The sequence below is a fragment of the Gilvibacter sp. genome, assembly GCF_013214815.1.
Classification (GTDB): domain Bacteria; phylum Bacteroidota; class Bacteroidia; order Flavobacteriales; family Flavobacteriaceae; genus Gilvibacter.
Window position 1 is genome coordinate 1 of sequence record NZ_JABSPU010000044.1, and the last position, 23,942, is coordinate 23,942.

General features: G+C 43.8%; 25 protein-coding genes. 16 read left to right on the top strand and 9 right to left on the bottom strand.

Translation table 11 applies throughout. The features are described 5' to 3' along the window. Positions 1 to 493: 493 nt before the first annotated feature. The 9 genes from HRT75_RS09640 (at position 494) to HRT75_RS09680 (ending at position 4,612) form a co-directional block, all read left to right on the top strand. Entirely contained in the window at positions 494 to 844 is a 351-nt protein-coding gene (locus HRT75_RS09640) for a ribose-5-phosphate isomerase (RefSeq protein WP_291185777.1), read from the top strand. Between the two features lie 112 nt (positions 845 to 956). Then, complete coding sequence (locus tag HRT75_RS09645) at positions 957 to 1,172, top strand: hypothetical protein (RefSeq protein WP_291185779.1); 216 nt, start codon at positions 957 to 959, stop codon at positions 1,170 to 1,172. Positions 1,173 to 1,247: 75 nt separating this feature from the next. After that, positions 1,248 to 1,829, top strand: coding sequence for a hypothetical protein (locus HRT75_RS09650; RefSeq protein ID WP_291185782.1), 582 nt, complete (start codon positions 1,248 to 1,250; stop codon positions 1,827 to 1,829). Next, complete coding sequence (locus HRT75_RS09655) at positions 1,819 to 2,505, top strand: DUF2490 domain-containing protein (protein ID WP_291185783.1); 687 nt, start codon at positions 1,819 to 1,821, stop codon at positions 2,503 to 2,505. Before HRT75_RS09650 ends, HRT75_RS09655 begins: the two co-directional genes overlap by 11 nt. A gap of 29 nt (positions 2,506 to 2,534) precedes the next feature. After that, entirely contained in the window at positions 2,535 to 2,861 is a 327-nt protein-coding gene (locus tag HRT75_RS09660) for a TfoX/Sxy family protein (protein ID WP_291185785.1), read from the top strand. Further along, a complete protein-coding gene (locus HRT75_RS09665) occupies positions 2,858 to 3,091 on the top strand; it encodes a hypothetical protein (RefSeq protein WP_291185787.1) in 234 nt (77 codons plus the stop codon). Before HRT75_RS09660 ends, HRT75_RS09665 begins: the two co-directional genes overlap by 4 nt. Positions 3,092 to 3,148: 57 nt before the next feature. Beyond that, a complete protein-coding gene (locus tag HRT75_RS09670; RefSeq protein WP_291185789.1) occupies positions 3,149 to 3,361 on the top strand; it encodes a hypothetical protein in 213 nt (70 codons plus the stop codon). Positions 3,362 to 3,523: 162 nt separating this feature from the next. Continuing rightward, the gene (locus HRT75_RS09675) at positions 3,524 to 3,922 is read left to right on the top strand and encodes a carboxypeptidase-like regulatory domain-containing protein (protein ID WP_291185792.1); all 399 of its coding nucleotides are present in this window, start codon (positions 3,524 to 3,526) and stop codon (positions 3,920 to 3,922) included. Positions 3,923 to 3,928: 6 nt separating this feature from the next. Then, a complete protein-coding gene (locus HRT75_RS09680) occupies positions 3,929 to 4,612 on the top strand; it encodes a transglutaminase domain-containing protein (protein WP_291185795.1) in 684 nt (227 codons plus the stop codon). Positions 4,613 to 4,660: 48 nt separating this feature from the next. On the opposite strand, the gene HRT75_RS09685 is transcribed toward HRT75_RS09680, so the two are convergent. Next, positions 4,661 to 5,269 (bottom strand): superoxide dismutase, encoded by a 609-nt coding sequence (locus tag HRT75_RS09685; protein ID WP_291185797.1) that lies wholly within the window; start codon positions 5,267 to 5,269, stop codon positions 4,661 to 4,663. 128 nt (positions 5,270 to 5,397) lie between these two features. Here HRT75_RS09685 and HRT75_RS09690 point away from each other — a divergent pair, with 128 nt between their 5' ends. From HRT75_RS09690 to HRT75_RS09710, 5 genes are all read left to right on the top strand, one after another. Beyond that, on the top strand, positions 5,398 to 8,529 hold the full coding sequence (locus HRT75_RS09690; protein ID WP_291185799.1) for an exodeoxyribonuclease V subunit beta: 3,132 nt from the start codon (positions 5,398 to 5,400) through the stop codon (positions 8,527 to 8,529). 39 nt (positions 8,530 to 8,568) lie between these two features. Next, positions 8,569 to 9,765, top strand: a complete 1,197-nt coding sequence (gene kbl / locus HRT75_RS09695) for a glycine C-acetyltransferase (RefSeq protein ID WP_291185802.1) — start codon at positions 8,569 to 8,571, stop codon at positions 9,763 to 9,765. Positions 9,766 to 9,888: 123 nt separating this feature from the next. Beyond that, positions 9,889 to 11,277 (top strand): OmpA family protein, encoded by a 1,389-nt coding sequence (locus tag HRT75_RS09700; protein WP_291185804.1) that lies wholly within the window; start codon positions 9,889 to 9,891, stop codon positions 11,275 to 11,277. 63 nt (positions 11,278 to 11,340) lie between these two features. Continuing rightward, a complete protein-coding gene (locus tag HRT75_RS09705; protein ID WP_291185807.1) occupies positions 11,341 to 14,049 on the top strand; it encodes a PD-(D/E)XK nuclease family protein in 2,709 nt (902 codons plus the stop codon). Then, on the top strand, positions 14,050 to 14,865 hold the full coding sequence (locus HRT75_RS09710; protein WP_291185810.1) for an alpha/beta fold hydrolase: 816 nt from the start codon (positions 14,050 to 14,052) through the stop codon (positions 14,863 to 14,865). Here the strand turns inward: HRT75_RS09710 and moaA are convergent. From moaA to glp, 6 genes are read right to left on the bottom strand one after another with little or no spacing between them, the layout of a single operon-like run. Further along, a complete protein-coding gene (gene moaA / locus HRT75_RS09715; RefSeq protein WP_291185813.1) occupies positions 14,862 to 15,857 on the bottom strand; it encodes a GTP 3',8-cyclase MoaA in 996 nt (331 codons plus the stop codon). The two genes, HRT75_RS09710 and moaA, sit on opposite strands and share 4 nt — an antisense overlap. A gap of 1 nt (position 15,858) precedes the next feature. After that, positions 15,859 to 16,770 carry a bifunctional molybdenum cofactor biosynthesis protein MoaC/MoaB gene (gene moaCB, locus HRT75_RS09720; protein WP_291185816.1) on the bottom strand — a complete coding sequence of 304 codons (912 nt, stop codon included), beginning with the start codon at positions 16,768 to 16,770 and terminating at the stop codon, positions 15,859 to 15,861. A gap of 3 nt (positions 16,771 to 16,773) precedes the next feature. Next, complete coding sequence (locus HRT75_RS09725; protein ID WP_291185819.1) at positions 16,774 to 17,211, bottom strand: molybdenum cofactor biosynthesis protein MoaE; 438 nt, start codon at positions 17,209 to 17,211, stop codon at positions 16,774 to 16,776. Then, on the bottom strand, positions 17,198 to 18,292 hold the full coding sequence (locus tag HRT75_RS09730) for a HesA/MoeB/ThiF family protein (protein WP_291185821.1): 1,095 nt from the start codon (positions 18,290 to 18,292) through the stop codon (positions 17,198 to 17,200). The genes HRT75_RS09725 and HRT75_RS09730 overlap by 14 nt, the downstream gene beginning before the upstream one ends. A 2-nt stretch (positions 18,293 to 18,294) precedes the next feature. Continuing rightward, positions 18,295 to 18,531, bottom strand: a complete 237-nt coding sequence (locus HRT75_RS09735; RefSeq protein ID WP_291185823.1) for a MoaD/ThiS family protein — start codon at positions 18,529 to 18,531, stop codon at positions 18,295 to 18,297. After that, positions 18,531 to 19,709 carry a gephyrin-like molybdotransferase Glp gene (gene glp / locus HRT75_RS09740; RefSeq protein ID WP_291185825.1) on the bottom strand — a complete coding sequence of 393 codons (1,179 nt, stop codon included), beginning with the start codon at positions 19,707 to 19,709 and terminating at the stop codon, positions 18,531 to 18,533. The genes HRT75_RS09735 and glp overlap by 1 nt, the downstream gene beginning before the upstream one ends. A 131-nt stretch (positions 19,710 to 19,840) precedes the next feature. Between glp and HRT75_RS09745 the strand changes: the two genes are divergently transcribed. Together HRT75_RS09745 and HRT75_RS09750 are read left to right on the top strand one after the other, a co-directional pair. Beyond that, positions 19,841 to 20,854: an XdhC family protein gene (locus HRT75_RS09745; protein WP_291185828.1), complete on the top strand. Its 1,014-nt coding sequence runs from the start codon at positions 19,841 to 19,843 to the stop codon at positions 20,852 to 20,854. Further along, entirely contained in the window at positions 20,855 to 21,451 is a 597-nt protein-coding gene (locus HRT75_RS09750; RefSeq protein ID WP_291185831.1) for a nucleotidyltransferase family protein, read from the top strand. Here HRT75_RS09750 and HRT75_RS09755 read toward each other — a convergent pair. Together HRT75_RS09755 and HRT75_RS09760 are read right to left on the bottom strand one after the other, a co-directional pair. After that, positions 21,448 to 23,604: a molybdopterin cofactor-binding domain-containing protein gene (locus HRT75_RS09755; RefSeq protein ID WP_291185834.1), complete on the bottom strand. Its 2,157-nt coding sequence runs from the start codon at positions 23,602 to 23,604 to the stop codon at positions 21,448 to 21,450. The genes HRT75_RS09750 and HRT75_RS09755 overlap by 4 nt on opposite strands. A gap of 65 nt (positions 23,605 to 23,669) precedes the next feature. Further along, positions 23,670 to 23,942 (bottom strand): 2Fe-2S iron-sulfur cluster-binding protein (locus HRT75_RS09760; RefSeq protein WP_291185837.1); only part of this gene is annotated, 273 nt, incomplete at its 5' end.

A 23,942-nucleotide genomic window follows, 5' to 3' on the forward strand; every position in this document is an offset into this window, starting at 1 on the left:
GCTTTTCTGTGGGTTTTGTAATTTATTTGAAGCTACAAAACCCACAGAAAAGACGTATCACATTCTTGGTAAACTCTCGTCACACTAACTACTACATCAATCAACACAACCTCACTGTAGAACCAATAGAATTCAATGAGGGCCGTTTTCAATAATAAAGGTATAAGCGAGTTTCATAACTCAAGCCTTCCGCTTACGCGGCTGCCTCAATCAAACATCCACTGGATGTTTGGTTTTACTTGGTAAAACTTCATTTCACCAATCTTTTTTTATGCGATAAAGTCAAGGTAAGTCCCAAGCTATTCCTCTTTCAATTCATCATATTCGTATTAAATAAATTCGGGCCCCAAATGCGGAGAAGGGGTGGCTTTTCTGTGGGTTTTGTAATTTATTTGAAGCTACAAAACCCACAGAAAAGACGTATCACATTCTTGGTAAACTCTACTGAAAGCAAATCTTAAAGAACGTTTGCAACTTCTTTGTACATTTAGAAATGCCCAAACCCCAATACTACGTTTACGTTGTGGAACTCTCCAAAAGAGTGTTTACAGAGAATGCAAAATTTCGCAATGCCAATCCGCAATTCAACGGGGTGCTTCAGTGCTTGTATGTAGGCATGACCAGTACCAGTCCTCGTGAGCGTTTTGCACAGCACAAGTCGGGCTACATCAGCAAGAAAGGCCATAAGATCTCTTCCAAACTCGTGGAAAAGTATGGGCTCTACTTGCGTCCTAGTTTGTATAATCATCTCAACCCGCTACCCAACCGGGCTGCTGCTTTGAAAATGGAAGAAGCTCTGGCCTTGGAACTGCGTAGGAAGCGCTATGCAGTTTGGTACAACTAAACTATTTTAAGTATCTTTATTTCAACTACTTAACATAATTATCGCAGACTACAAAAGGCTTTTTATATTACTTGCGAGTGGCTTAAGCTTACTGCTGATACCTGCTGTGGCCATGCAATTTAGCTCTGAGGTAAATTGGGGTAAAGAAGACTTTATAATTGCAGGTTTGTTGATCATTGGCACCGTGCTTTTCATAGAGATCGCTTTGCGCAAGTTCAGCAATCAAAAGAACAAGGGACTCCTTGTTTTGGCCATAGTTTTTTTCGCCATTCTACTCTTTATGGAAATGGCCGTGGGTCTTTTTGGCTCTCCAATTGCTGGGGACTGATCTGAGCAAACATTTTTCATTCATCCACCATTTTTTAAGGCATTGCACCGTATCTTTAGATTAGATTTTATGCCGATGTCACTGCTCAAAAATTCCTTTACTCTTCTCTTTATGATGCTCATTCCAACGTTGAGCTACGGACAGCAAAAACTGGAAAATGAGGTCCGCATTTCACGATCTGATGTGCCTAAAATCGCCCTGGATTTCATAGACACCGCACCCTTTAATAAAAAGGTACGTTGGTATAAAGAGTACTTTTTGGGCGGAACTTCTGTAGAGGCTAAAACACGTTTCAATGGTAAACGCTACAGCATTGAATTTGATTCCGATGGAAATCTGGAAGACGTAGAAATAGACCACCGATGGAAGCAAGCGCCAGAGCCCGTTCGTCAGCGTATGGAAGACTATTTAAAAGAGCAGTTTGAACGTTACAGTTTGGATAAATTGCAATTTCAATACTCAGGCGCCACCCACGAAGTCTTTGAATGGCTACACGGTCGCTTAGCTGCTTCTGCCCTTCAATTGCGCTATGAAGTGGTGATACACACTAAGGTTAAAGGTCGGTATAAACGCTTTGAGGTACTCTTTGATGCTGATGGCAACTACATAAAATCCGCAGAGTTCATTCCTAAGAACGTTGACAATATTGAATACTAGAAAGGCCCTTTTATTCTTGGTGGTCTTGGTATTCTCAACCACCATTTACGGACAAAGCGAATATCAATTCGGGATCTTGCCTGCCATTAATTTGAACAAAGGTTTAAAGCAGGGTTACAAAATCAATTTCAAGGTGGAATCCAGACAAACCTTTGAGCAAGGATTGTTTGAAGACGACAACCCTTTTGAGTATGATTATATCCTCACCGATTTCACCACCTTATTGGCCAAAAAAGTGGCTTATAACAAGACCGTGACCGTGGGTTATCTTTTTAGAGTTCGGGGAGATCAGATCGTACATCGCAGTATCCAACAATACATCTGGACCAACAATCTGCCGCGTTTTAGGTTATCTCACCGAATCGCTGCAGATCAGACCTTTAATTCCCAAAGTGCTCCAGAGTTCCGCTTGCGCTACCGATTGGCTTCTCAAATTCCATTTAACGGAGAAACCGTTGATCCCAAGGAATTCTATGTCAAGGTCAACAACGAATACCTCAACCAATTTGAATCGGGCTCCTATGATCTGGAAGTCCGCCTGACACCCTTTTTAGGATACAGCATTACAGATAAAAAGAAACTGGAATTTGGTTTGGACTATCGCGTCAATTCATTTCTTGACGGTCCCGCATCCCACCGATTTTGGATTGCATTAAACTATTATTTGAGTCTTTAGTGTACCTTAAGGGCTGCAGCTGAATTACTATGGCATCAGATTCCAATTTTGTAGCATACGTGGTTGAGCAGATTGGCCCAGCCGGGGATATTCTGTGTAAAAAGATGTTCGGAGAATACGGACTATACTGCAATGGCAAGTTCTTTGGGATGGTGTGTGATGATAAATTCTTTGTCAAACCGACACAAGCCGGACGAGCCTACATTGGTACGCCTACTGAAGCTCCTGCCTACCCTGGAGCCAAAAATTCTTTCCTGATTGAAGAACAATTGGATGACAGCTCATGGCTCTGTGGTTTAGTGCAATGTACGGTCGCAGAATTGCCGGAGCCCAAACCCAAAAAGAAAAAGAAATGATCAAACACCTGCTACTCATTATCCTACTCATCGCAGGCTTTCAAGCTCAGGCTCAAAAAGAATCAAATCCCGAGCCTCTAGAAATTGAAAAGCGCCTAGATGTTGGCGGTAAGACCGGAGCCGAAGTTATGTCCTGTTTGTCTGAACTGTTCCTGCTTCCAGGAAAAATGGACACAGAAGGTGAGATTTCAGAGCATATTACCGTCTTTGGTGAATGGGCCTACAATTAATACGTTAGTCCCAACGACACTCCTGCTGGCGCTGTTTATTTCAAATACGAATTCAAAATGGATGGGCAGATGTTGGTGGCCCGATTCTTTGATTTTACTCACGATCCTGAGGATAGCGAATTTGAAGCCTTAGGGACTGTGCCTCAAGCCTGGAATGAAGAAGTAAGTGAGGGATTTACCCAAAAGCAATACAAAGAGATCTGGTACGACATTTCATTTAATTCCTCCAACCTCATCCGCTTGGCTCAAAAATACTGTGTGAATGAATAAACGAGCACGACCTTTGGCAAATTGGAGTAAAAAGATATTTTCCTTTTCTTTAAGGTGATGGTCTAAACCTGTTCACTCAATGAAAGGGCAGCTTCCCTCATTCTAACTTTCCATTAACAACTGGCTCATCTAGCTTTATTGGAAACGTAAAAAAATGATCTTATGAAATCAGTATTTAATCTTAAGAAAAGGCATATCAAGCCTTTAAGTTTTCTAGGGCTTTGCCTATTGCTGGGCCTATTTGCAAATCCTGCCTTTGGACAAACGCGCACCGTTAGTGGCCAAGTGTCTAGTGCAGACGGTCCTTTGGAAGGAGCCACGGTTATTTTAAAGGGTTCCCTGGAATATGTGTTGACCGATGAAGATGGAAAATTTGTATTTCCAAGCGACCTCAATGAGAATGATGTGCTTATCATCACTTCATTAGGTCTAGAGGATGCCGAGGTGACCATTGGAGCTGACACTACTTTTGTCAACCCGATTCTCGCAGACGATCCGGTAGTGATTATTGCGGCCTTGCGAACAGAACCTTCTAAAAAAGCAGACGATCCAGAGCAGTAATAAGCGATGCGAAAACTTTTGCAAATAATCATCTTTGCCTTTGTGGTGACCACGCAGGCGCAGCGCAGTGATTTTGACCAAGTCGATCTCACCCGTGCAGAAGCGCTCGCACGTGACCATAAAGGCGAGGATCTTTATGCGCTGCCTATTTTAGTACACAAGTTAACGGCTCCTTTAGCTACTGATGTGGAGCGATTTAGAGCCATTTACCTCTGGGTCTGTCAAAACATTAAAGGAGATTATCCCATGATGCTGGAGAACGATAAAATGCGTCGCAAGCTGCATACGGACAGTTTGGCGCTGGCAACGTGGAACAACCAATTCAAAAAGGAGATCTTTCAGATTTTGAGAAAAAAGAAACGCACTACCTGCAGTGGTTATTCCTATTTGATCAAGGAAATGGCAGAGTTGGCAGGTATTGAAGCAGCTATTGTAGACGGATATGGCCCTATCAACAAACTCAAGATAGAGCGTCTTAAAATCCCAAACCATTCTTGGAATGCGGTAAAACTAGATGACAAATGGTACCTCTGTGATGCCACTTGGGCTGCGGGCTATACGGACTTGACCACCTATCTTTTTGAGTTTGATTATGACGATCAGTATTGGCTTATGCCACCGGAAGAGTTTGCCAAAACGCATCAGCCGGAAGATCCGCAATGGACACTCTTACCTCTTGTACAAAACTAAAAAGCCACTCCTTTTCGAAGTGGCTTTGTCTTTTAAAGGCGGTTAAAATTATTTACCAGCCTCGTAGTTTTTAGAAACCTGATCCCAGTTGATCACATTAAAGAATGCTTGTACATAATCTGGTCTGCGGTTTTGATAGTTTAGGTAGTAAGCGTGCTCCCAAACGTCAATTCCCATAATTGGAGTACCTCCACAAGCCACACCTGGCATTAGAGGATTGTCTTGGTTTGGTGTAGAATACACTTCTACTTTTCCTCCAGGATGTACGCACAACCAAGCCCATCCAGATCCAAAACGCGTTCCTGCTGCTGCAGCAAAGGCATCTTTGAATCCTTCATAGCTTCCGTATGCTTCATTAATGGCATCAGCTAATGCTCCAGATGGATTTCCTCCACCGTTTGGAGACATTACTTCCCAGAACATGCGGTGGTTGTAGAAGCCACCTCCATTGTTACGCACAGCGCCATTGGACATGTCTAGATTTTGTAAAATATCTTCAATGGACTTGCCGGCTAGATCAGTTCCTTCAACAGCTGCGTTTAGCTTGTTGGTATATCCTGCGTGATGCTTTCCGTGGTGGATTTCCATGGTACGCGTGTCGATGTGCGGTTCTAGTGCATCGTGAGCGTATGGTAAGGCTGGTAGTTCAAATGACATATTTCTGTGTTTTATATTAAACGTCTTGTTTTAAGTGGTATAAAGATACGAATAAGCTGGGGGACAATTAAGCTTCTATATTATAAGATTGTTATGCGGGAATAATCTAGATTTATACCTAATTTTAAGTGCATCTCAATTCCTTACCCATCAAAGCAAAAGCTGCCGAATTACCTTTTATTGTCTATGCCGCCTCTGCGGGGAGCGGAAAGACCTTTGCTTTGGTAAAGCGCTACCTCTGTCAAATCCTTAAAGGAAGTCATTCTGATTCTTATCGATCCCTCTTGGCAATCACCTTTACCAATAAAGCAGTTGCTGAGATGAAATCGAGAATCTTAGAGCAATTGGTACATTTTGCAGGCTACCAGCAAGACGACAAGCTCACGCCTATGCAGCATGAGGTTAGTGCCAGCCTCGACCTTAAGCCCGATCAACTCGCGGTCCGATCCGCTCGGGTGCTAAAAGATCTACTCCACAACTACGGGGCTTTTGCTGTGGAAACCATTGACAGCTTTAATCACCGTCTGCTCAGAACATTCGCTAAGGATCTAGGATTGCGATCAGATTTTGAAGTAACCACAGAAGCCGATCTACTATTACAAGAAGCCGTGGAAGCCGTTTTATCACAGACTGGATCTGATGCTTTTCTAACCCAAACTCTAGTAGACTTTGCCTTGCAAAACACAGAAGAAGACAGAAGTTGGGACCCTACCAGGCAGTTGCAAGAAAAGGCCAAAATTCTGTTGAATGAGAACAGTTTTGAGGCCCTGAGTCGATTGCAAACAAAGCAAACTGAAGACTTTAAAGCTTTAACCGATTTGCTGAAAAAGCAAAAGGAAAGTGCCCAAAAAAACGTGGTGAAAGAGTCTGACGCTGTCCTAAAGTTGATCCATTCCAGGAATTTAGATTCCACTCACTTTAGCCGTGGTACCTATCCCAATTTTATGGAAAAGCTCCGTACTGGGGTCGCCGTAAAATGGGAAGCCAAATGGCAAACTGATATTGAAAGCTACAGTTTTTACACCAAGACCCAAGAAGATTGGGTGAAAGCGGCAATAGATGAGATCCGAGAGGCCCTTATTGATCATTTTCATAAGGCCAGAGAACAAGCCGTAGCTGCAGATTGGTATGGGCGCCTGTATCGTGAGATCATTCCGCTCACCGTGCTCAATTATATTCAGCGAGAATATCAGGCCATCAAAGACGATCGGAATTTAGTTACGGTCGCAGAATTCAATCGACGCATACATCAAGAGATTAAATCCCAACCAGCACCCTTTATTTACGAACGCCTAGGAGAACGCTACCGCCATTTCTATATCGATGAGTTTCAGGATACCTCGGCCATGCAGTGGAACAACCTGATTCCACTCATTGACAATGCCTTGTCTCAGCAGCATCAGAGTCAACAACAAGGAAGTTTATTGGTTGTGGGAGATGCAAAACAATCCATTTACCGCTGGCGGGGTGGTCTACCCGAACAGTTCTTAAGTTTGAGTGCCGGTCAGACGCCCTTTGCTATCACTGGGACCCTAAAAGAACTCGGGAAGAATTGGCGATCCTACAGCAAGGTCATTGAATTCAACAATGGTCTTTTCAAGTTTTTAGGCGGCAACCTAGCCGCTGGACCCTACCGCGACTGTTATAACAACCAGGCCGAACAAGAGATCAGTGATAAAATTGGCGGCTACGTGAGCATTGACTTTTTTGAAGCAGCGAAACGGGAAGAAAGCGAACCTCAATATATTGAAGCGGTAAAATCACGAATTGATCAATGTCTTGAACAGGGCTATCGCTTGAAAGACATTTGTGTGCTCACCAGAAAGAAGGACGACAGTAAGATATTAGCACAAGCCTTGCAGGAAAATTATCCTGTAGTTTCTCCAGACAGCCTGCTGCTAAAGGAATCTGGCGTAGTACAGTTCTTTTTAGGTGGATTGAGACTAAGGGAAAATGCCGAAGATCCTGAGACGCGCCTGCATTTTTTGTGGAACTACCTGGAAATACATCCAGAAAAGGAACAAGACCATTTGTGGTTAGAAGCTGTAAGCCGCACTGGTGTTGCTGCCCTAACTGAAACCCTGGGGCGTTTGAAGATCAACTTCTCTTTGGAACACCTCAACAGCCTGGGCTTGTATGAAGCTTTGGAGTATCTGATCAGGTGTTTTGAATTGGAAGGACAAATTACTGCCTACGAACGGCATTTCTTGGACTTGGCCCGTAGCTTTGAACAACAGAATAACAATGCCACCACGCATTTTCTGGAAGACTGGAAGAAACAAGAAGATGCTGCCAGTCTTCAATTCCCTGAGGATATGGATGCCATTCGACTCATGACGGTACACAAATCCAAAGGCTTGGAATTTCCCGTGGTGATCATTCCTTTTACCGATTCGGAATTGATCAACAAACGCAACGAGCACTTGTGGTATTCTGTAAACCCTGATGATTATTGGGGGTTCACAGAGTTTCATCTGCCAATTACAGCGCTTAAGGCTCAAGACCCACAAACCTATGAGGCTTATCTGGAACAGCGCTTATTTGATGAACTCAACGTCTGGTATGTAGCCTTGACCCGTGCTGAAGAACAGTTGCACCTAATAAGCAGCAGCTCCAAAGCCGACCTGAGATCTTTCGGAGGCATGCTCCGCAGCTATCTCGAACATCGACAAGAAAGCGAGCAAACCCACTACCATTGGGGAACCTTATTGGAAAAGGAGTCCAAGAAGTTTGCTGAACCTGATTTGGCTTCCCCTTTTATCAGTACAGATAAAGGAACTAACAAGATCCGCCTTATTGCGAGTCCTCGAGAAAAATATCAGCAAGACAATAGAATGGCCCAAGAACGGGGGAATCGCCTTCACCTTTGGCTTTCTCAAATAGACAATGAAGAAGATCTGCCACGATTGTTTGAAAAACTAGAAGTTATAGCCCGCTATTCCAGAAAGCAATTGGCTGCAGATCAAAGCCTGCTGGCTCAGTTGATCAGCCATCCAGAACTCAGTGCCTATTTTAAAGTGGGCGTAGATTCCAAGAACGAAGCAGCAATAATTGATCAGACCGGTGAGATCCATCGTCCAGATCGTTTGGTCTTTAATGATGACACCGTGGTCATCATTGATTATAAGTTTGGAAGTCCTGATTCTTCTTATAAACAGCAGCTAGACCGTTATCAAATCGCTCTGGAACAACTCGGCTATATAAGCTTTAAAAAAATACTCGTCTACGTACAAGAAGAAATAAAACTCGAGACTTGGTAATTGGCTGAGGGATTGAATACCTTTGTAAAAAACCTTCTCATGTACGGAAAAATACAGCAGCATCTGCAAAACGAGCTCGAAGCGATTCAAGAAGCTGGTCTCTTTAAAAAGGAGCGTGTGATCACCTCACCTCAGGGACCAGAAATAAGCATCAGCACTGGAGAAACCGTGTTGAACTTTTGTGCTAATAATTACTTAGGCCTTTCTTCTCATCCAGAAGTCATCCAAGCGGCTAAAGACGCTATGGATACTCATGGTTTTGGGATGTCTTCAGTACGATTCATCTGTGGGACCCAAGACATACATAAAACCTTAGAGCAGAAGATCGCTGAATATTACGGCACAGAAGACACCATATTATACGCTGCTGCCTTTGATGCCAATGGCGGAGTGTTTGAACCACTTTTGACCAAAGAAGACGCGATCATCTCGGACTCCTTGAACCACGCTTCCATTATTGATGGTGTTCGTTTGTGCAAAGCCGCACGCTACCGTTATGAGAACAACAATATGGAAGATCTTGAAAAGCAGCTCATCGCAGCCAATGAAGGTGGCGCTCGATTCAAGATCATTGTAACTGATGGTGTTTTCTCTATGGATGGCCTAGTAGCCCCGTTAGATCAGATTTGTGATCTGGCCGATAAGTACGACGCCTTAGTCATGATCGATGAATGCCACGCTACCGGTTTCATTGGCCCGACAGGCCGAGGGACCTTAGAAGAAAAAGGGGTGATGGGTCGTATTGACATCATCACTGGCACGCTAGGAAAGGCCATGGGAGGAGCCATGGGAGGTTATACTACGGCTAAAAAGGAGGTCATTGAAATGCTGCGCCAACGCTCAAGACCTTATTTATTCTCCAATTCTTTGGCTCCAGCTATCGTTGGTGCCTCTATTAAGGTATTCGATATGCTTTCTAACGATACCAGCCTGCGCGATAAGCTAGAATCCAATACAGCCTACTTTAAGAAAGGTATGATGGATGCAGGTTTTGATATCATTGACGGAGACTCTGCCATAGTACCGGTAATGCTTTATGACGCTAAATTGTCTCAGCAAATGGCAGACCTTTTACTGGAAGAAGGAATCTATGTAATTGGGTTCTTTTATCCGGTAGTTCCAAAAGGAAAAGCACGCATCCGAGTACAGCTATCAGCGGCCCACGAAAAAGAGCATCTTGACAAGGCGATTGAAGCCTTCAAAAAAGTGGGTAAAAAGTTAAATGTAATCGGCTAAAAACCTAATTAGGCTCTATAATAAAAGCTTATTACAAAATTTTTAGTAGATTTGCTTTTGTTAATAAAATTTAACAACATATTTTTGCTTCAATTAACACTTAAAAAAATTAAATTTTCTAATATGAAACATCTTAGCAGATTTTTAGTTGCTTCCTTGCTTGTCCTAGGGTTAAGTACTGTGAATGCACAAGACGAAAACAATCCTTGGGCTTTCAGCATCGAGTTCAACGCTGTGGATACTTTCCCAGTTGGAACTGAGGACGTGGGAAGAACTCCAATTCAAACTAAAGCAAACTTTTTGCAAGAGTTCTTCAACGTAAACGACCACTGGAACATTATTCCTGTTGTTTCTAAAGTTTCTGTTGGGCGTTATGTTGGTTCTGGTCTTACTTTGACCGCTTCAGGATCTGTAAACCGTATCAACAAAATTGGTGACTTCAGAGTAGAAGACCTTTCTTACTACGCTGCTGACGGTCGTATTAGCTACAGCTTCAAAGATGTGATCGGTGGTCCAGGTGGATGGCTAGATCCAGTAATTGGAGTTGGTGGTGGTTACACTTGGGTAGATGACATCGGATTTGGTACTATGAACTTCGGAGCTGGACTACGTTTCTGGTTGAGCGAGCAGTTCGGTATCAACGTTGAGTCTACTTACAAGCATGCGTTCGAAGATGTTTACGGAATTCGTCACTTCCAGCACTCTGCTGGTGTGATCTTTACTTTCGGTGGAAAAGACACTGACGGTGATGGTATCTACGACAAAGACGATGAGTGTCCAGAAACTCCAGGTCTTCCTGAGTTCAACGGATGTCCTGATTCTGACGGTGATGGTATCGAAGATCGTAACGATGCTTGTCCTGACGTAGCTGGTGCAGCTGAATTCAACGGTTGTCCTGATACTGACGGTGACGGTATTGCTGATCCAGACGATGCTTGTCCTACTGTAGCTGGTCTTAAGTCTTTAGGAGGATGTCCTGATGCTGACGGTGACGGAATCAAAGATTCTGATGATAACTGTCCTAACGAAGCAGGTCCTGCTGCTAACAACGGATGCCCTTGGCCAGATTCTGACGGTGACGGTGTACTAGACAAAGACGATAACTGTCCTGATGTTGCTGGTACTGTTGCTAACGACGGATGTCCAGAAGTTACTGTTGAGGTAATCAACACTTTGAACGAGTACTCTAAAACTATCCTTTTCGATACTGGAAAGTCTACTATTCGTCAAGAGTCTTACGCTACTCTTCAAAACATCGTTGACATCATGAAAGAATACCCAACGACTACTTTTGTAATCGAAGGACACACTGACAGTGTAGGTAGAGAGACTACTAACCAGAAGCTATCTGAAGAGCGTGCTGCTTCTGTGAAGTCTTACCTTACTACTATCGGTATGGAAGGATCTCGTTTGATCTCTGTAGGATACGGAGAGTCTCGTCCAATCGCTTCTAACAACACTAGAGTTGGACGTCAAGAAAACAGACGTGTAGAGATTTCTTTGCAGAAATAAGAAATCCCTTAAATACATAAAAAAACGCCTCCGGTTATCGGGGGCGTTTTTTATTTTTATACAATGCAGTCATTCATTGCCCAATGCTGGGATCATTTAACAGATCAAGTTGACGATATTTCGCAACTGCGTTGTATTGTACCCAGTATCCGCGCTGGGAATTTTCTGCGTCAATGCATTCAAAAGCAACAAAACACTGCTTCCTTCCTTCCAGATATCATTCCAATCGAGCAATTCATTCAAGAGATCGCCGATCTTCAAATTGTTGATGAGCTGCCGCTGCTCTTTGAATACTATCAAGTTTATCTCAAAAGACAGCCGGAACAACCTAAAGACGACTTTGATACCTTCAGTTCCTGGGCTGCTATATTACTGGCCGACTTCAATGAAATAGACCGCTACCTGGTTCCTTCGGATTCGTTCTTCACCTATTTGGCCAGTATCCAGGAACTCAATCATTGGTCCTTTCAAGAAAGCCAGTCGGAACTTATTCAGGCCTACCTGTCCTTTTGGAATCAGCTACCCGGCTATTACAGCGACCTTAAAGAAGCTTTGAGCGCAAAAGGTTTGGGATATCAAGGCATGGTATATCGTGAGGCGGTTGAACAATTGAGCTTCTATTTGGATTCTCAAGGAGAACGTCCGCATGCATTCTTAGGCTTCAATGCCTTAAACAACGCTGAGCAATCCCTGTTTCAGGAGTTCTTAGCGCAAGGGAATCATTTTGTTTTTTGGGATGCCGATAAGCACTTCATCAACGATCACGCACACAGCGCTTCCCTATTCATGCGACGGTATTTTAAGGAGTGGAGCTACTATGAAAACCAGCAACCTTTATTCATCAATGACAACTACAGCAGTCCCAAGGAGATCAAATTGATTCAAGCGGCAAATCCATTAGATCAAGTCAAAGACATTGGAAATACTTTGAAGGAGATTCCCGCTTCAGAACTCAAGGATACTGCCATTGTTTTGGCAGATGAGCAACTCCTATTACCGCTGCTTAATTCCTTACCCAAGAGCATAGACAAGGTTAATGTGACCATGGGCGTGAGTTTAAAGCATCAACCTCTAACCTTATGGACGCTCGCGATTCTAGAGCTTCATATCCGTTATCCCAAGAACTATTATTACAAGCTGTTGTTTAAGGTGCTTGAACATCCAGTGACCCAATTGGTCATCAAGAAGCCTACTGCGCTCATGCAGAGCATGATCAGCACTAATCAGATTAGTATAAGCCCAGATGAGCTCCTGAAAAATGGAAGCGATGATGACCGCAAGGTTCTACAATTCATGTTTGATCCATGGCCTGCGGATCCTGTAGCCGCAATTACACGCTTAGAGGACTTGATCAGCTTGCTAAGGCTCACGGCTAACGATATACACAGAACTGCTGCCAATAAGCTCGTGGAGGTCTGTGTACAGTTAAAGAATATGCAAGAGCGCTATGGCTCTATTAGTTCCTTAGAATCGCTTCGGAATATATTCAGGCAGCTGGCCTCCAAAGAGCAAATCGATTTCCAGGGAGATGCTTATGATGGCTTACAGGTCATGGGAGTACTGGAAAGTCGCGCTCTTGATTTTAAAAGGGTCATCATGACCTCGGTCAATGAAGGATACTTGCCCAGTGGCAGTATGGCACCGTCTTATATCACCAATGATATGAAGTATCAGTACGGTTTGCCGTCTACCTTTGAAAAGGACGCCATATTTGTCTATCACTTTTACCGTCTGCTTCACAGGAGCCAACATATTGATTTGTACTATACGGCGGTGGGAAGTGGCTTTAACACCAAAGAGGAGAGTCGATTGATCAAACAGTTGCGTACTTATGCGGATATGCATCACATACAAGAACGCATAATTAGTTCAAACATGAAGGCGCAAACCGTGCAGCTCAAATCAGTGACTAAAACCCCCGAGGTAATCCAAAAGCTCCACGAATTGGCGGCAAAGCAATTCAGTCCATCGAGCTTGATCAACTACATTAGAAACCCCATAGATTTCTATTCAGAAAAAGTGCTTAAGGTACGGCCTGCAGACATCCTTGAAGAGGACATTGCCCTAAATACCTTGGGTTCTATTGTCCATGAATCTATTGAGCAACTCTATAAACCCTTAGAAGGAAGTGTAATTCAAGAAGGGGCACTTAAGGAATTACTACCACAATTGCCTCAAGTTGTCACAGCGATGAGTCTAAAGCATTTGGGAAAGCACTTCAGTACTGGCAAGAACCGCATTGTCTTTGAAGTGGCACAAAAGTATGTTCAGTTTGCCATTGTAAGTGACCTCGCATTGCTGGCGGCAAACCACAAAATAGAGTTGATTGCCCTAGAAATGCCCTTATCTGTCGTTTTTGAGCATCCTCAAATTGGTCCCATCAAGCTGGGCGGTACCGCAGACCGTGTGGACAAACTGGATGGACAATTGCGCATTATCGATTACAAAACAGGGAAAGTGGAACCCAAACAACTGCAACTGTCTGATTGGGATTTACTGATCACTGATTACAAATACAGCAAAGCCTTCCAAGTCTTGTTGTACGCCTTGATGTATAAACTGCAGTTTGGCATTGTTACCGATCGTGCCGGGATCATCTCCTTCCGCAGTCAGTCTGAGGATTTCATGAGTTTTGGTTATAAAGCACAAGCGAGTCGTCACGTGGAGAATCAACTCAGCCTAGAAACCTTAGAACATTTTGAAAAAGAGCTCATTAAGCTCTTTACGGAGATCTTTAACACAGAAATATCATTTACCGAAAAAGAACTTTAAATGAATCAACCCTTTCAACTTAAAGCCAATCATGGCAGGCCAATCATAGGAAACTTTCACCCAGCTCAAGGAGCTAAAAAGCAAGCCTTGATCATTTTTTGTCACGGATATAAAGGATTTAAGGATTGGGGCGGTTGGCATCTTATGGCCAATGCCTTGACTGAAGCAGGTTTTGATTTTGTCCGATTTAATTTCTCACACAATGGTGGCACGGTAGAGCAGCCCATAGATTTTCCCGATCTCGAGGCCTTTTCTGAGAATAACTACAGCATTGAAATGGACGATTTACAAGTGGTGATTGATCATTTCTCAAGCGAAGAACAATGCTTATGCTTACTAGGACACAGTCGTGGTGGTGGTATTGTTAGCCTGACTGCGGGTCAAGATTCCCGTATAGACAAAGTAGCGACATTGGCATCTGTAAGTGATTACCGCGCGCGTTTTTTAGAAGGTACAGAGCATTTTAAACAGTGGCAGCAAAAGGGCATTACTTATATTGAAAACAGCAGAACAGGACAGCTTCTGCCTCATAAATATCAGTTCTACACAGATTTTATTGCCCATGAAGATCGACTGACCATTCACAAGGCCGTTAGAGCGATCAATATCCCTCATCTAATCTTGCATGGCACTGAGGACCCAACGGTCACCTTAAAGGAAGCTGAGGCCCTTCATAGTTGGAATCCGAAGAGTATACTTAAAGTTATCCCAGGAGCAGATCACGTGTTTGGTATGAAACATCCGTATCCAGAAACTGAATTGCCAAAACACATGCAATTAGCCGTTGAGGCACTCATTGAATTCTACACAAATTAACCGCCGATTGCGATCATGCTACGGTTTTGGTTGTAATTCTTCGGGTCACTGAAGGATTCTTGGGTAGACATCCCTCCGCGCATAGCTGCTTTGGATTGAACAGCTTGAGCCACTAAAGGTGCTATATCGCCGCCTTCTCGGAAGGTCGTCAACAGATCGACTTCTGAGTTGGAAAACAGGCAATTCTTAATTCTTCCGTTAGCAGTGAGTCGGATTCGATTACAACTGTCGCAAAATGGATTGGTCACCGTACTGATTATAGCGAATGAACCTTGAAATCCATGCACTCTATAGTTTCTTGAAGTATCGTGTGCCTGATCTACCAAACGTTCTACGCCTGTGGCAGACCATTCTTTAAAGACCTTATCGAGAATCTGCCGATGCGTCACGAGTTTGCCTTTGTCCCATCGGTTGCCATCAAAAGGCATAAACTCAATAAAACGTACTGTGATGGCATTGTTTTGCGTGTAGCGAATAAAATCAATGATCTCGTTATCATTAAAATTCTTTATCAGCACGCAATTCAGCTTCACCTTAAAACCTTCTTGGAGCAAGAGGTCAATATTCTGTTTTACCTTTTCAAAATTATCTCTACGCGTTATGGTCTTGAATTTAGTAGGATGCAGCGAATCCAGACTGATATTCAAAGTCTTTACTCCAGCTGCCTTAAGCTGATCAATATAACGATCAACAATCACGGCATTACTGGTAAGAGAAAGTTCTACATCCAAAGTGGACAACTTCTCCAAGATCTCACCGAAGTCCTTTCGAACCAAAGGTTCGCCGCCTGTTAACCGTATTTTTTTCACGCCCATTTCCACAAATCGTTTAGCGATTTGAAAAACCTCATCAGGAGTCATGAGTTTACCCCATGGACTTACTGGCACGCCGTGCTCAGGCATACAATAGGTGCATCTCAAATTGCAACGCTCCGTTAAGGATATGCGTAAATAAGAGTGTTTTCTTCCGAACTTATCTGTCAATGCATCCATATCAATCTTCTCTTTCTCCTCTCATGACATTAAACAAATGCAAGGCTGCGGGAAAAACAGCTTGCATAGACTCTTGGGCGCCTTTGGTAGATCCTGGCAGCGCCATCACCAAAGATTTACCAATGGTTCCCACCAAAGAGCGTGATAACATAGCATAAGGTGTACGATTTTGACCATAGGAACGAATTGCTTCTTCCATACCAGGAATTCTTCGTTCTATAAGTGGCGCTAAGGTATCTGGAGTAACATCTCTTGGCGAAAGCCCTGTTCCTCCAGTATAGATTATCAATTGAGTGCCAGAATTCAATGACCGATCCAAAACCGTTTTGATCTGATCTGCTTCATCAGGAATGATTTGATAATCAATTTCTTCCAGGCCGTGTTGTCTCAATTCTGCCTCAATGGTTTTTCCGGCTCTGTCTTCCTTTTCACCACGAGAAATACTGTCGGAACAAACCACCACCGCTGCTTTGATCTTACGAGACAAACGCTTGTTATTGCTGGATTTACCTCCTGTCTTTTTCAATAATTTAATCTCATGTATGCTCACCGCCTTGTCAATAGGCTTCAACATATCATAAATGGTCAATGCTACCACACTAGCACCGTGCATGGCTTCAACCTCAACACCGGTCTTGTAGAGCGTTTTAACAGTCATATGAATATGCAGCTCGAACTCTTTGAATTCATATTCAACCGCGGTATACTCAATGGGTAGCGGATGGCAATCCGGCAAGAGTGCAGGAGTTTTTTTAACTCCTAAAAAGCCGGCAGCTTTTGCCATCGCCAAGACATTGCCTTTTGGCACACGATCTTCTTTGATCGCTGTCAAGGTTTCTTCGGAGCCAACTCTTACAATTGCCTGAGCTACTGCCGTACGCAGTGTTATGCCCTTATGGGTTATATCTACCATAGATTAATTATTGACTTTCCATTTATGAGATTCGTTCTCCAAAATTTCTTTTCCAAAAATGGGAGCCTCTGCTTTGATGGCTTCCACAACGTATTCTAAGGCCCTAAAAGTAACTCTGCGGTGTGGTGCAGAGACAAAAACAAAAAGACAAACCTCTCCAGTTTTTACAGTACCCAGACTGTGGTATATATGCATACAGGTGACATCAAATTCTTCAAAGGTTCGCTCACGAATCTCGTGCATTACCTTATTGGCCATTTCTGCGTAGGCCGTGTATTCTATAGCTCCCACGGCAGAATCACCCGCCTGATCGGCTCGTACCTGACCCAAAAAGATATTGTGCGCCCCAATGCCGGTCTTTACTTGATGTTTAGCAATGGAATCGGCTATAAATTCGGGGCTTATTGGCCCTTCTCTGAATACATTTTTAATAGACTTCATTAGTTGTTGAATTTTCGTTTTCGATAGCGTTTTTTAAATGTTGTGCACTGGCACTTAAGGCATAGACTGCCTCAAAATCATGCGCTTTTAAAAGAGTTGCGGCGGCCTTGGCCCTTTGACCGCTTTTACAAAAAGCGATATATGTTTTTTCTTTATCTAGTTCTTTCAAACGTTGTTCCAGTTCCTTTACTGGAATTTGCAGATCCACAGCTGCAATCTTGGGTTGTTCTTCAGTATCTCGAACATCCAAAAACAAGGCTTGATCCAATAGCAAGGCCTCTTTCAAACTCACCGTATTGGGTGGCGTCTCACAATTTGTTATGGCATTGTTCTGCGGCAATTCCCAAGAATCTGACTGTACATTATCACAGAGGCTTTGATTCTTGTCCATCTTGAGGTGTTGCACAGAAAAATTCTGTTGATTCACGTAAAATACAGACTGATTGGGCACCTCCTCAGGCCAAATGATCGTTTGCAAGGCTAAATGAGCCATCTGCAATCCAATGATACCCGCAACCGTCCCGAGTACTCCTAGTACATTGCAGCCTGCAACCTCACCAGCCGCTGGAGGTTTGGGATATAAACAACGATAACATGGGCCGCCTCTGTGGTTGAACAAAGCAAACTGACCTTGGTGTTTAAAAAGCGCTCCATAAATCCACGCTTTATCACTTTTTACACAAGCATCATTGATCAAATAACGCGCACTAAAATTATCCGTGCCGTCAATGATCAAATCATAGGGCGCGATCATCTCCATGATGTTTGCTGTGTGAACTCCTTCTGGATAAACGTTGATTTCTACATCTGGGTTGAGAGATTCTAGGCGTTCTTGAGCCGCTTGGACCTTTGGCTTACCCACATCCGCAGTAGTATACAGCAATTGCCTATGTAAATTTGAGAGTGCCACGGTGTCCATATCAGCCACACCTAGAAAACCGACTCCAGAGGCTGCTAAATACTGCAACACCGGGCTGCCTAGTCCACCGGCACCAACAACCAAGACCTTAGCGTTTGCCAAGGCTTGTTGGCCTTCTAGGCCAATATCTTCTAATTGTATTTGTCGTTGGTAGCGTTCCATGATCATCCGCCTGAAAAAGGAGGCAGTAAGGCTACCTCAACCTTTGATTTTAATGGGAATGAAGGCTTCACGATCTCATGATCCACAGCAATACTATAAGTAGCCATGGAAAGCCCAGGGTATTCCCGGCGCAATACAGAATCCAGTTCGTCAACGGTCTCTACCGCTGCGGATCGGATCTCTTCGGTCTTGCCAGTTAGCTCAGCAATTCTCCCGAAGTACTTTAAAGTTAGTTCCATTACAGAATGTTTAAGTAAGGAACCAGGGATTCTTGTTCAATGCGGGAAACCTCCTCATCTAAAAAAACTAAAGCGTCTGCGGCAGCAAAACTTTGCAGCATGGAAGAAGCTTGTCCATCCAGAATTGCAACAGTGTTGTCTATGCCCGTCTTTGCTTTTAAGAACTGTGCCCTGTCTCCTTTTTTGTGGTAATTTGATTCTATTTTGGCAAACTGGAATCTGGTGGAAGCCTGCTTGTCTCCTTCCCATAACCGCAAAGCCAGAAGCACATAAACGTAAAAACAGCTTAGTGCTGAGGCTGGATTTCCGGGGAGCGCAAATACCAGTTTCTGCTCTTTTTTACCGAACAACAAAGGTTTTCCAGGCTTCTGTCTTACTTTATAAAACACCTGCTCAACACCTAAATCGTTCAATGCGGTCTTGACAAAATCATAATCTCCCACTGATATTCCGCCGGAAACTAACACCACATCGGCTCCTGATAGGGCCCGCTGTAATGTATTTGTCAATACCACTAAATCATCCTCAGCTTTTAAAACCTCAGAATCTTTATATCCTTTGTCGCTTAGCACAGCTGCCAACATAGCACCATTGCTTTCGTAAATCTGTCCGTGCTCCAAGGATTCCCCTGCAGCCTTAAGTTCATCTCCAGTAACCACAATGGCTACTCGAGGTTTTGTTGCTACAGCAACTTCAGAAACACCAACCCCCGCCAATAAACCTATGCCCGCGGGAGTTATGCGCATACCAGCTGCCATAACTGTATCTCCTTTATAGAGTTGTTCTCCAACCGGACGAATATTGGCACCCAGTCTAAAGGGCTCTTCCAAAAGAATACTATTGTCTTGACGTTGGACCTTTTCTTGAATTACCACGCGATCTGCCGTATCGGGTACAGGTGCTCCTGTAAAGATTCGGACGGCTTCACCTGGGTTTAAATGAGGATTACTTCCAGAACCGGCTGCTACCTCTCCAACAACAGTATATTCCATATTGTCATGGGAACAAATAGCGTAACCATCCATAGCAGATTGCCTAAAAGGCGGCATGCTGATCGGGCTAAATACGTCCTCAACCAGTACACAATTCAAGGCACCACTTATGGGGCTTCTCTTAATTGTGGCCGATGATTTTACGTTGTTGGTTATGAGTTGTATGGCTTCTGAAACCGTTACCATGTAGCGTTATATCCACTCAAATATAACGATAATAGTCGTTAAATCAGGAGGTCAGAAACAAAACTGTTGGGATTTAGAAGGTTTTAACTTACTTAGAGTTCCAGAACACGAACGAATCCTTATTTTTAGCTATGCTTCACGAGTTAATTCACATTTTCAATAAGGCCACAGAAGCCGCACAGGCAGATAAAAAATCAGTTTTAGCCTCTGTGGTTGCTTTGGAAGGCTCTTCTTATCGTAGACCAGGGGTGCGCATGCTTATCCTTGAAGATGGCGAAATGTTTGGTGCTGTTAGTGGTGGCTGTGTGGAAAAGGACATACTCAGACAAGCTGATGAAGTCTTCAAAACTGGGACACCAAAGATGATGCATTACGATGGCCGCTACCGTTTGGGATGTGAAGGTCTTTTGTATATTCTGATAGAACCTGTTACTGATCCACAGCAAATACTTAACGCTTTAAAGGCTCAAGATCATTCGCGTGAATCTTTTAAAATCACCAGCAATTTTAGCAACGCTGAAGGCTTGCAAAATCAGGCGCAATCAGTCTTTAATTTCAGTGATGAAGCAAAACTAGCCGTACATGGAGCGCCTTTTGATCTAGCAAGCGAAGAGACTTTTACCCAGACCATTACTCCGAGTATTCGACTGACTATCATTGGGTCTGAACACGATGCCGTGGCCTTGACGCAACTTGCAGCAGCAGTTGGGTTTCGTGTTGAAATAATAGCACCTTTAGACGATCATAAATCCCTTCAGAATTTTCCGGGAGCAACTAATTTTTATCATTTAAATCCGGAGCAAATAACTCCAACCCAAATAGATGATAGAACTGCGGTAGTGCTTATGACTCACAGTTTCTCTAAAGACCTCAAATACTTAGGAGCACTCATTGACAGCCCGGCCGCTTATATCGGATTGCTAGGCCCAAAAAAACGCCGGGAAAAGCTCTTTGATGGCCTTTTGGAACATTATCCCGAAGTAGCTCCAGAATTCATTGAAATGCTTCACGGACCTGCTGGGATCAATATCGGAGCTGAAACCGCTTATGAAATAGGCATTTCCATTATTGCGGAGATCTTGGCGGTTATGCGTGGACAGGAGCCACAATCACTCAAGAACAAGAAAAGTGGCATTCACGACTAGTTGAGTTCAGAAATCTCCATACTGATTTTAGCTGCTGGAAAATCCAGCCGAATGGGTTCTCCCAAAATGCTTTTGTCTTGGGGAGACACTACGGTGCTTGAATGCATCATTAAAAAAGCCAAGACGCTTAGCCCTAAGCAAATAGTCTTGGTTAGTGGCGCACAGCACAGCGCCCTTGAGAAAATCACAGAAAAATTTGGAATACAAATAGCTCAAAATCCCCAGTGGGAACGCGGCATGGGCAATTCCTTAGCTTTTGGAATCAAAACCCTGATGGATCAGGCTATAAAAGGGGTGCTTGTTTTACTGGCGGACATGCCCACAATTACTGCTGATGACCTTAACGGTCTCCTAGAAACATTTACCAGCAGTGAAGCAGAAATTGTCTGTACACAATACCTAAACACACAAGGAGTTCCTGCAATTTTTAAACATTCTCTATTTGCACAGCTTAGCCAATTGGATGGCGATCTGGGCGCCAAACAACTCTTTAAACTCGAGGGGATAAAGCTCGCCTCTTATAGCGTTAAAAAAGACTATGAGGACTTAGATACACCAGATGCTTATCAAAGGCTAAAGGACAAATACGGCCTTTAGCAGTTCTCCATTTGGCCAGGAAGTGGCACGGTAAAACCGATCACCTCTTTCATTTTGGCAGGTTCCAAATCATTGACAAATGGTTGTTTCATCAAACGTTGGCCTGTGGCTGCGTGAATGGCATTGGCAATTGCTGCCCCTGCTGGTGGTAAAGCTGGCTCTCCCAGTCCTGTTGGTGATAAGCCATTGTCCACAAAATAGGTGTCTACTTGCGGCGTCTCTTTCATTCGAATCAAACGGTAAGTGTCGTAATTCTTAGAGGTTGGTCGTCCATTTTCGAAGCCAAAATCGCCATACATGGCGTGACCTATTCCGTCAATGACACCACCTTCAATTTGGTTCTTGGCTCCCAAAGGATTCACCACAATACCGCAGTCTACTGCAACCGTAACGCGTTTAACGACCGGGTAGCCGTTTTCAATCTCTACCTCAGCCAGTTCTGCAACATGCGTATTGTGACTGTAATAGGCAGAAAAACCTTGATAAACACCTTCTGGGGCATTACCCCATCCGCCTTTATCTGCAGCTAGCTTAATGGTGTCTTGCATACGTTTACCCGAGTACTGAATGTTCTCATCCGTATTGTCTTTTACATTCTCCAAAAGATCTAAGCGCATTTGAACGGCGTCTTTACCCAGTTTTCCTGCTATCTCATCAAAGAAGGTTTGCTCTGCAAAGGCCAAGAAGTTCGTATAGGGAGCTCTCCAAGCCCCAATGGTGATATTACTCTGGTAATTGGCCGTATCTACTTTGTAATTCGAAATAGCCCCAGCTGGGAAGAAGTGAGGGATCAAGCCATACATATTGGAGTTGATCGCAGCCTCCTTCAAATGATAACCGGTGATCTCACCGTCTTTCAATGAAGCGGCGATGCGATATTTAATGGCCGGTCGGTAAATACCTGCAGTCATATCATCTTCTCTGCTGTAAACCACCTTCACTGGCTTTTGAGCCAAATTGGAGATCTGCGCGGCATCCATAACAAAGTCTCCGTAGAGTCGACGGCCAAAACCACCACCCATACGGGTCATCTCTAAATGAACCTCTTCTGCATTGCGATCTAGCAATTGTGCTACACGTGCAGCGGTTCCCGCTGGAGTTTGTATTGGTCCAACCAAATGGATTCGATCTGCAGTCACATTCGCATAGAAGTTCATAGGTTCCATACAATTGTGCGGCAAGAAGGGGGATTCATAAGTGCGTTCTACCACCTCATCCGCAGCGGCAAAGGCAGCTGCAACATCTCCGTCTTCTCTACGCGTATCAAAAGAGTTTCCATCTAAAATTTCATTGAGAATCCTGTCGTGATCCGCAGTACTCTCTAAGGTACCATCTGCCTTCCAAATAGCCTTAAGGGCCTTTTTGCCTTGCATGGCCGCCCAAGTATTGTTGGCCAAAACGGCGATTTTATTGTCGTAACTGACCACATCGATAACCCCAGCAACAGCACGGGCATCGGCATCGTCAAAGCTCTCCAAGGTATTCCCAAAAGCGGGTGGACGCATTACTGAGGCATAAACCATTCCCTCGGCCGTATAGTCCAAACCAAAGAGCGGCTTTCCAGTAATGATCTCATCGATATCAACATTACGCGTATCGGTTCCGATAATGGTGTAGTCTTTGGTTTCCTTGAGGGCCACATTCTCAGGCACCTCCAGAGAAGCAGCCTGATTCACAACCTGACCGTAATGTAAGCTGTCTCCGTTGGCATTGGTGATCACTCCTTGACTTGCGCTGCAAGTGGAAGCATCAACACCCCATTGGGCCGCAGCTGCATTGATAAGCATCTGCTTGGCGGTTGCTCCAGTTTGTCTGAGAGCATCCCATCCAAAGCGAATAGACTGACTACCTCCAGCTACTTGGCGCTGATAATTCTTAGTATCCAAAACCCCTTGAGCCACATGAACCTTTTCCCAAGGCACATCCAACTCTTCTGCAATGATCATGGGCATGGAGGTTTTTACTCCTTGACCGATTTCTGGATTTGGTGAAAATATGGTGACAAGACCTTCGTCAGAAATTTTGATAAAGGCATTGAAGTCGTTAAAGTTGAGTTTAGAAATATCTACTGGTGGTTTAGCTTCTGATGTACATGCATGAAAAAGGTTGAACCCAATTAGCATTCCACCACTGGCTAAAACGGAAGTTCGCAAAAAATTCCTTCTACTGAGTTATATTGATTTTTTTTGAGGTTTCATGGTTACTTTGAGTTTGTTCTTTATAAATTCTTCGCAGCCAATGCTACTGCTTTTTCTATTCTATTATAGGATGCACATCTACAAATACTGGAATGCATGGCCTCCCGAATTTCCTTTCTGCTTGGATTTGGGTTTTGTTTTAGAAAAGCAGATGCCGTCATTATCTGTCCTGATTGACGGTATCCACACTGAGGCACACCAATCTCTTTCCACGCTTCTTGAACTGGATGAGACCCATCTTCTGAAAGCCCTTCTATTGTTGTGATATCTCTGTCTTGAGCTATGGATATTGG

Excerpts from the sequence above, each read along its gene's own strand:
- HRT75_RS09685 (WP_291185797.1), bottom strand. The coding sequence starts at position 5,269 with ATGTCATTTGAACTACCAGCCTTACCATACGCTCACGATGCACTAGAA.
- HRT75_RS09675 (WP_291185792.1), top strand. The coding sequence starts at position 3,524 with ATGAAATCAGTATTTAATCTTAAGAAAAGGCATATCAAGCCTTTAAGT.
- HRT75_RS09735 (WP_291185823.1), bottom strand. The coding sequence starts at position 18,531 with ATGGAACTAACTTTAAAGTACTTCGGGAGAATTGCTGAGCTAACTGGC.
- HRT75_RS09730 (WP_291185821.1), bottom strand. The coding sequence starts at position 18,292 with ATGGAACGCTACCAACGACAAATACAATTAGAAGATATTGGCCTAGAA.
- HRT75_RS09650 (WP_291185782.1), top strand. The coding sequence starts at position 1,248 with ATGTCACTGCTCAAAAATTCCTTTACTCTTCTCTTTATGATGCTCATT.
- HRT75_RS09700 (WP_291185804.1), top strand. The coding sequence starts at position 9,889 with ATGAAACATCTTAGCAGATTTTTAGTTGCTTCCTTGCTTGTCCTAGGG.
- HRT75_RS09665 (WP_291185787.1), top strand. The coding sequence starts at position 2,858 with ATGATCAAACACCTGCTACTCATTATCCTACTCATCGCAGGCTTTCAA.
- HRT75_RS09640 (WP_291185777.1), top strand. The coding sequence starts at position 494 with ATGCCCAAACCCCAATACTACGTTTACGTTGTGGAACTCTCCAAAAGA.
- moaCB (WP_291185816.1), bottom strand. The coding sequence starts at position 16,770 with ATGGTAGATATAACCCATAAGGGCATAACACTGCGTACGGCAGTAGCT.
- HRT75_RS09670 (WP_291185789.1), top strand. The coding sequence starts at position 3,149 with ATGGATGGGCAGATGTTGGTGGCCCGATTCTTTGATTTTACTCACGAT.
- HRT75_RS09645 (WP_291185779.1), top strand. The coding sequence starts at position 957 with ATGCAATTTAGCTCTGAGGTAAATTGGGGTAAAGAAGACTTTATAATT.
- HRT75_RS09745 (WP_291185828.1), top strand. The coding sequence starts at position 19,841 with ATGCTTCACGAGTTAATTCACATTTTCAATAAGGCCACAGAAGCCGCA.
- glp (WP_291185825.1), bottom strand. The coding sequence starts at position 19,709 with ATGGTAACGGTTTCAGAAGCCATACAACTCATAACCAACAACGTAAAA.
- HRT75_RS09710 (WP_291185810.1), top strand. The coding sequence starts at position 14,050 with ATGAATCAACCCTTTCAACTTAAAGCCAATCATGGCAGGCCAATCATA.
- HRT75_RS09660 (WP_291185785.1), top strand. The coding sequence starts at position 2,535 with ATGGCATCAGATTCCAATTTTGTAGCATACGTGGTTGAGCAGATTGGC.
- HRT75_RS09725 (WP_291185819.1), bottom strand. The coding sequence starts at position 17,211 with ATGAAGTCTATTAAAAATGTATTCAGAGAAGGGCCAATAAGCCCCGAA.
- HRT75_RS09680 (WP_291185795.1), top strand. The coding sequence starts at position 3,929 with ATGCGAAAACTTTTGCAAATAATCATCTTTGCCTTTGTGGTGACCACG.
- moaA (WP_291185813.1), bottom strand. The coding sequence starts at position 15,857 with ATGGATGCATTGACAGATAAGTTCGGAAGAAAACACTCTTATTTACGC.
- HRT75_RS09705 (WP_291185807.1), top strand. The coding sequence starts at position 11,341 with ATGCAGTCATTCATTGCCCAATGCTGGGATCATTTAACAGATCAAGTT.
- kbl (WP_291185802.1), top strand. The coding sequence starts at position 8,569 with ATGTACGGAAAAATACAGCAGCATCTGCAAAACGAGCTCGAAGCGATT.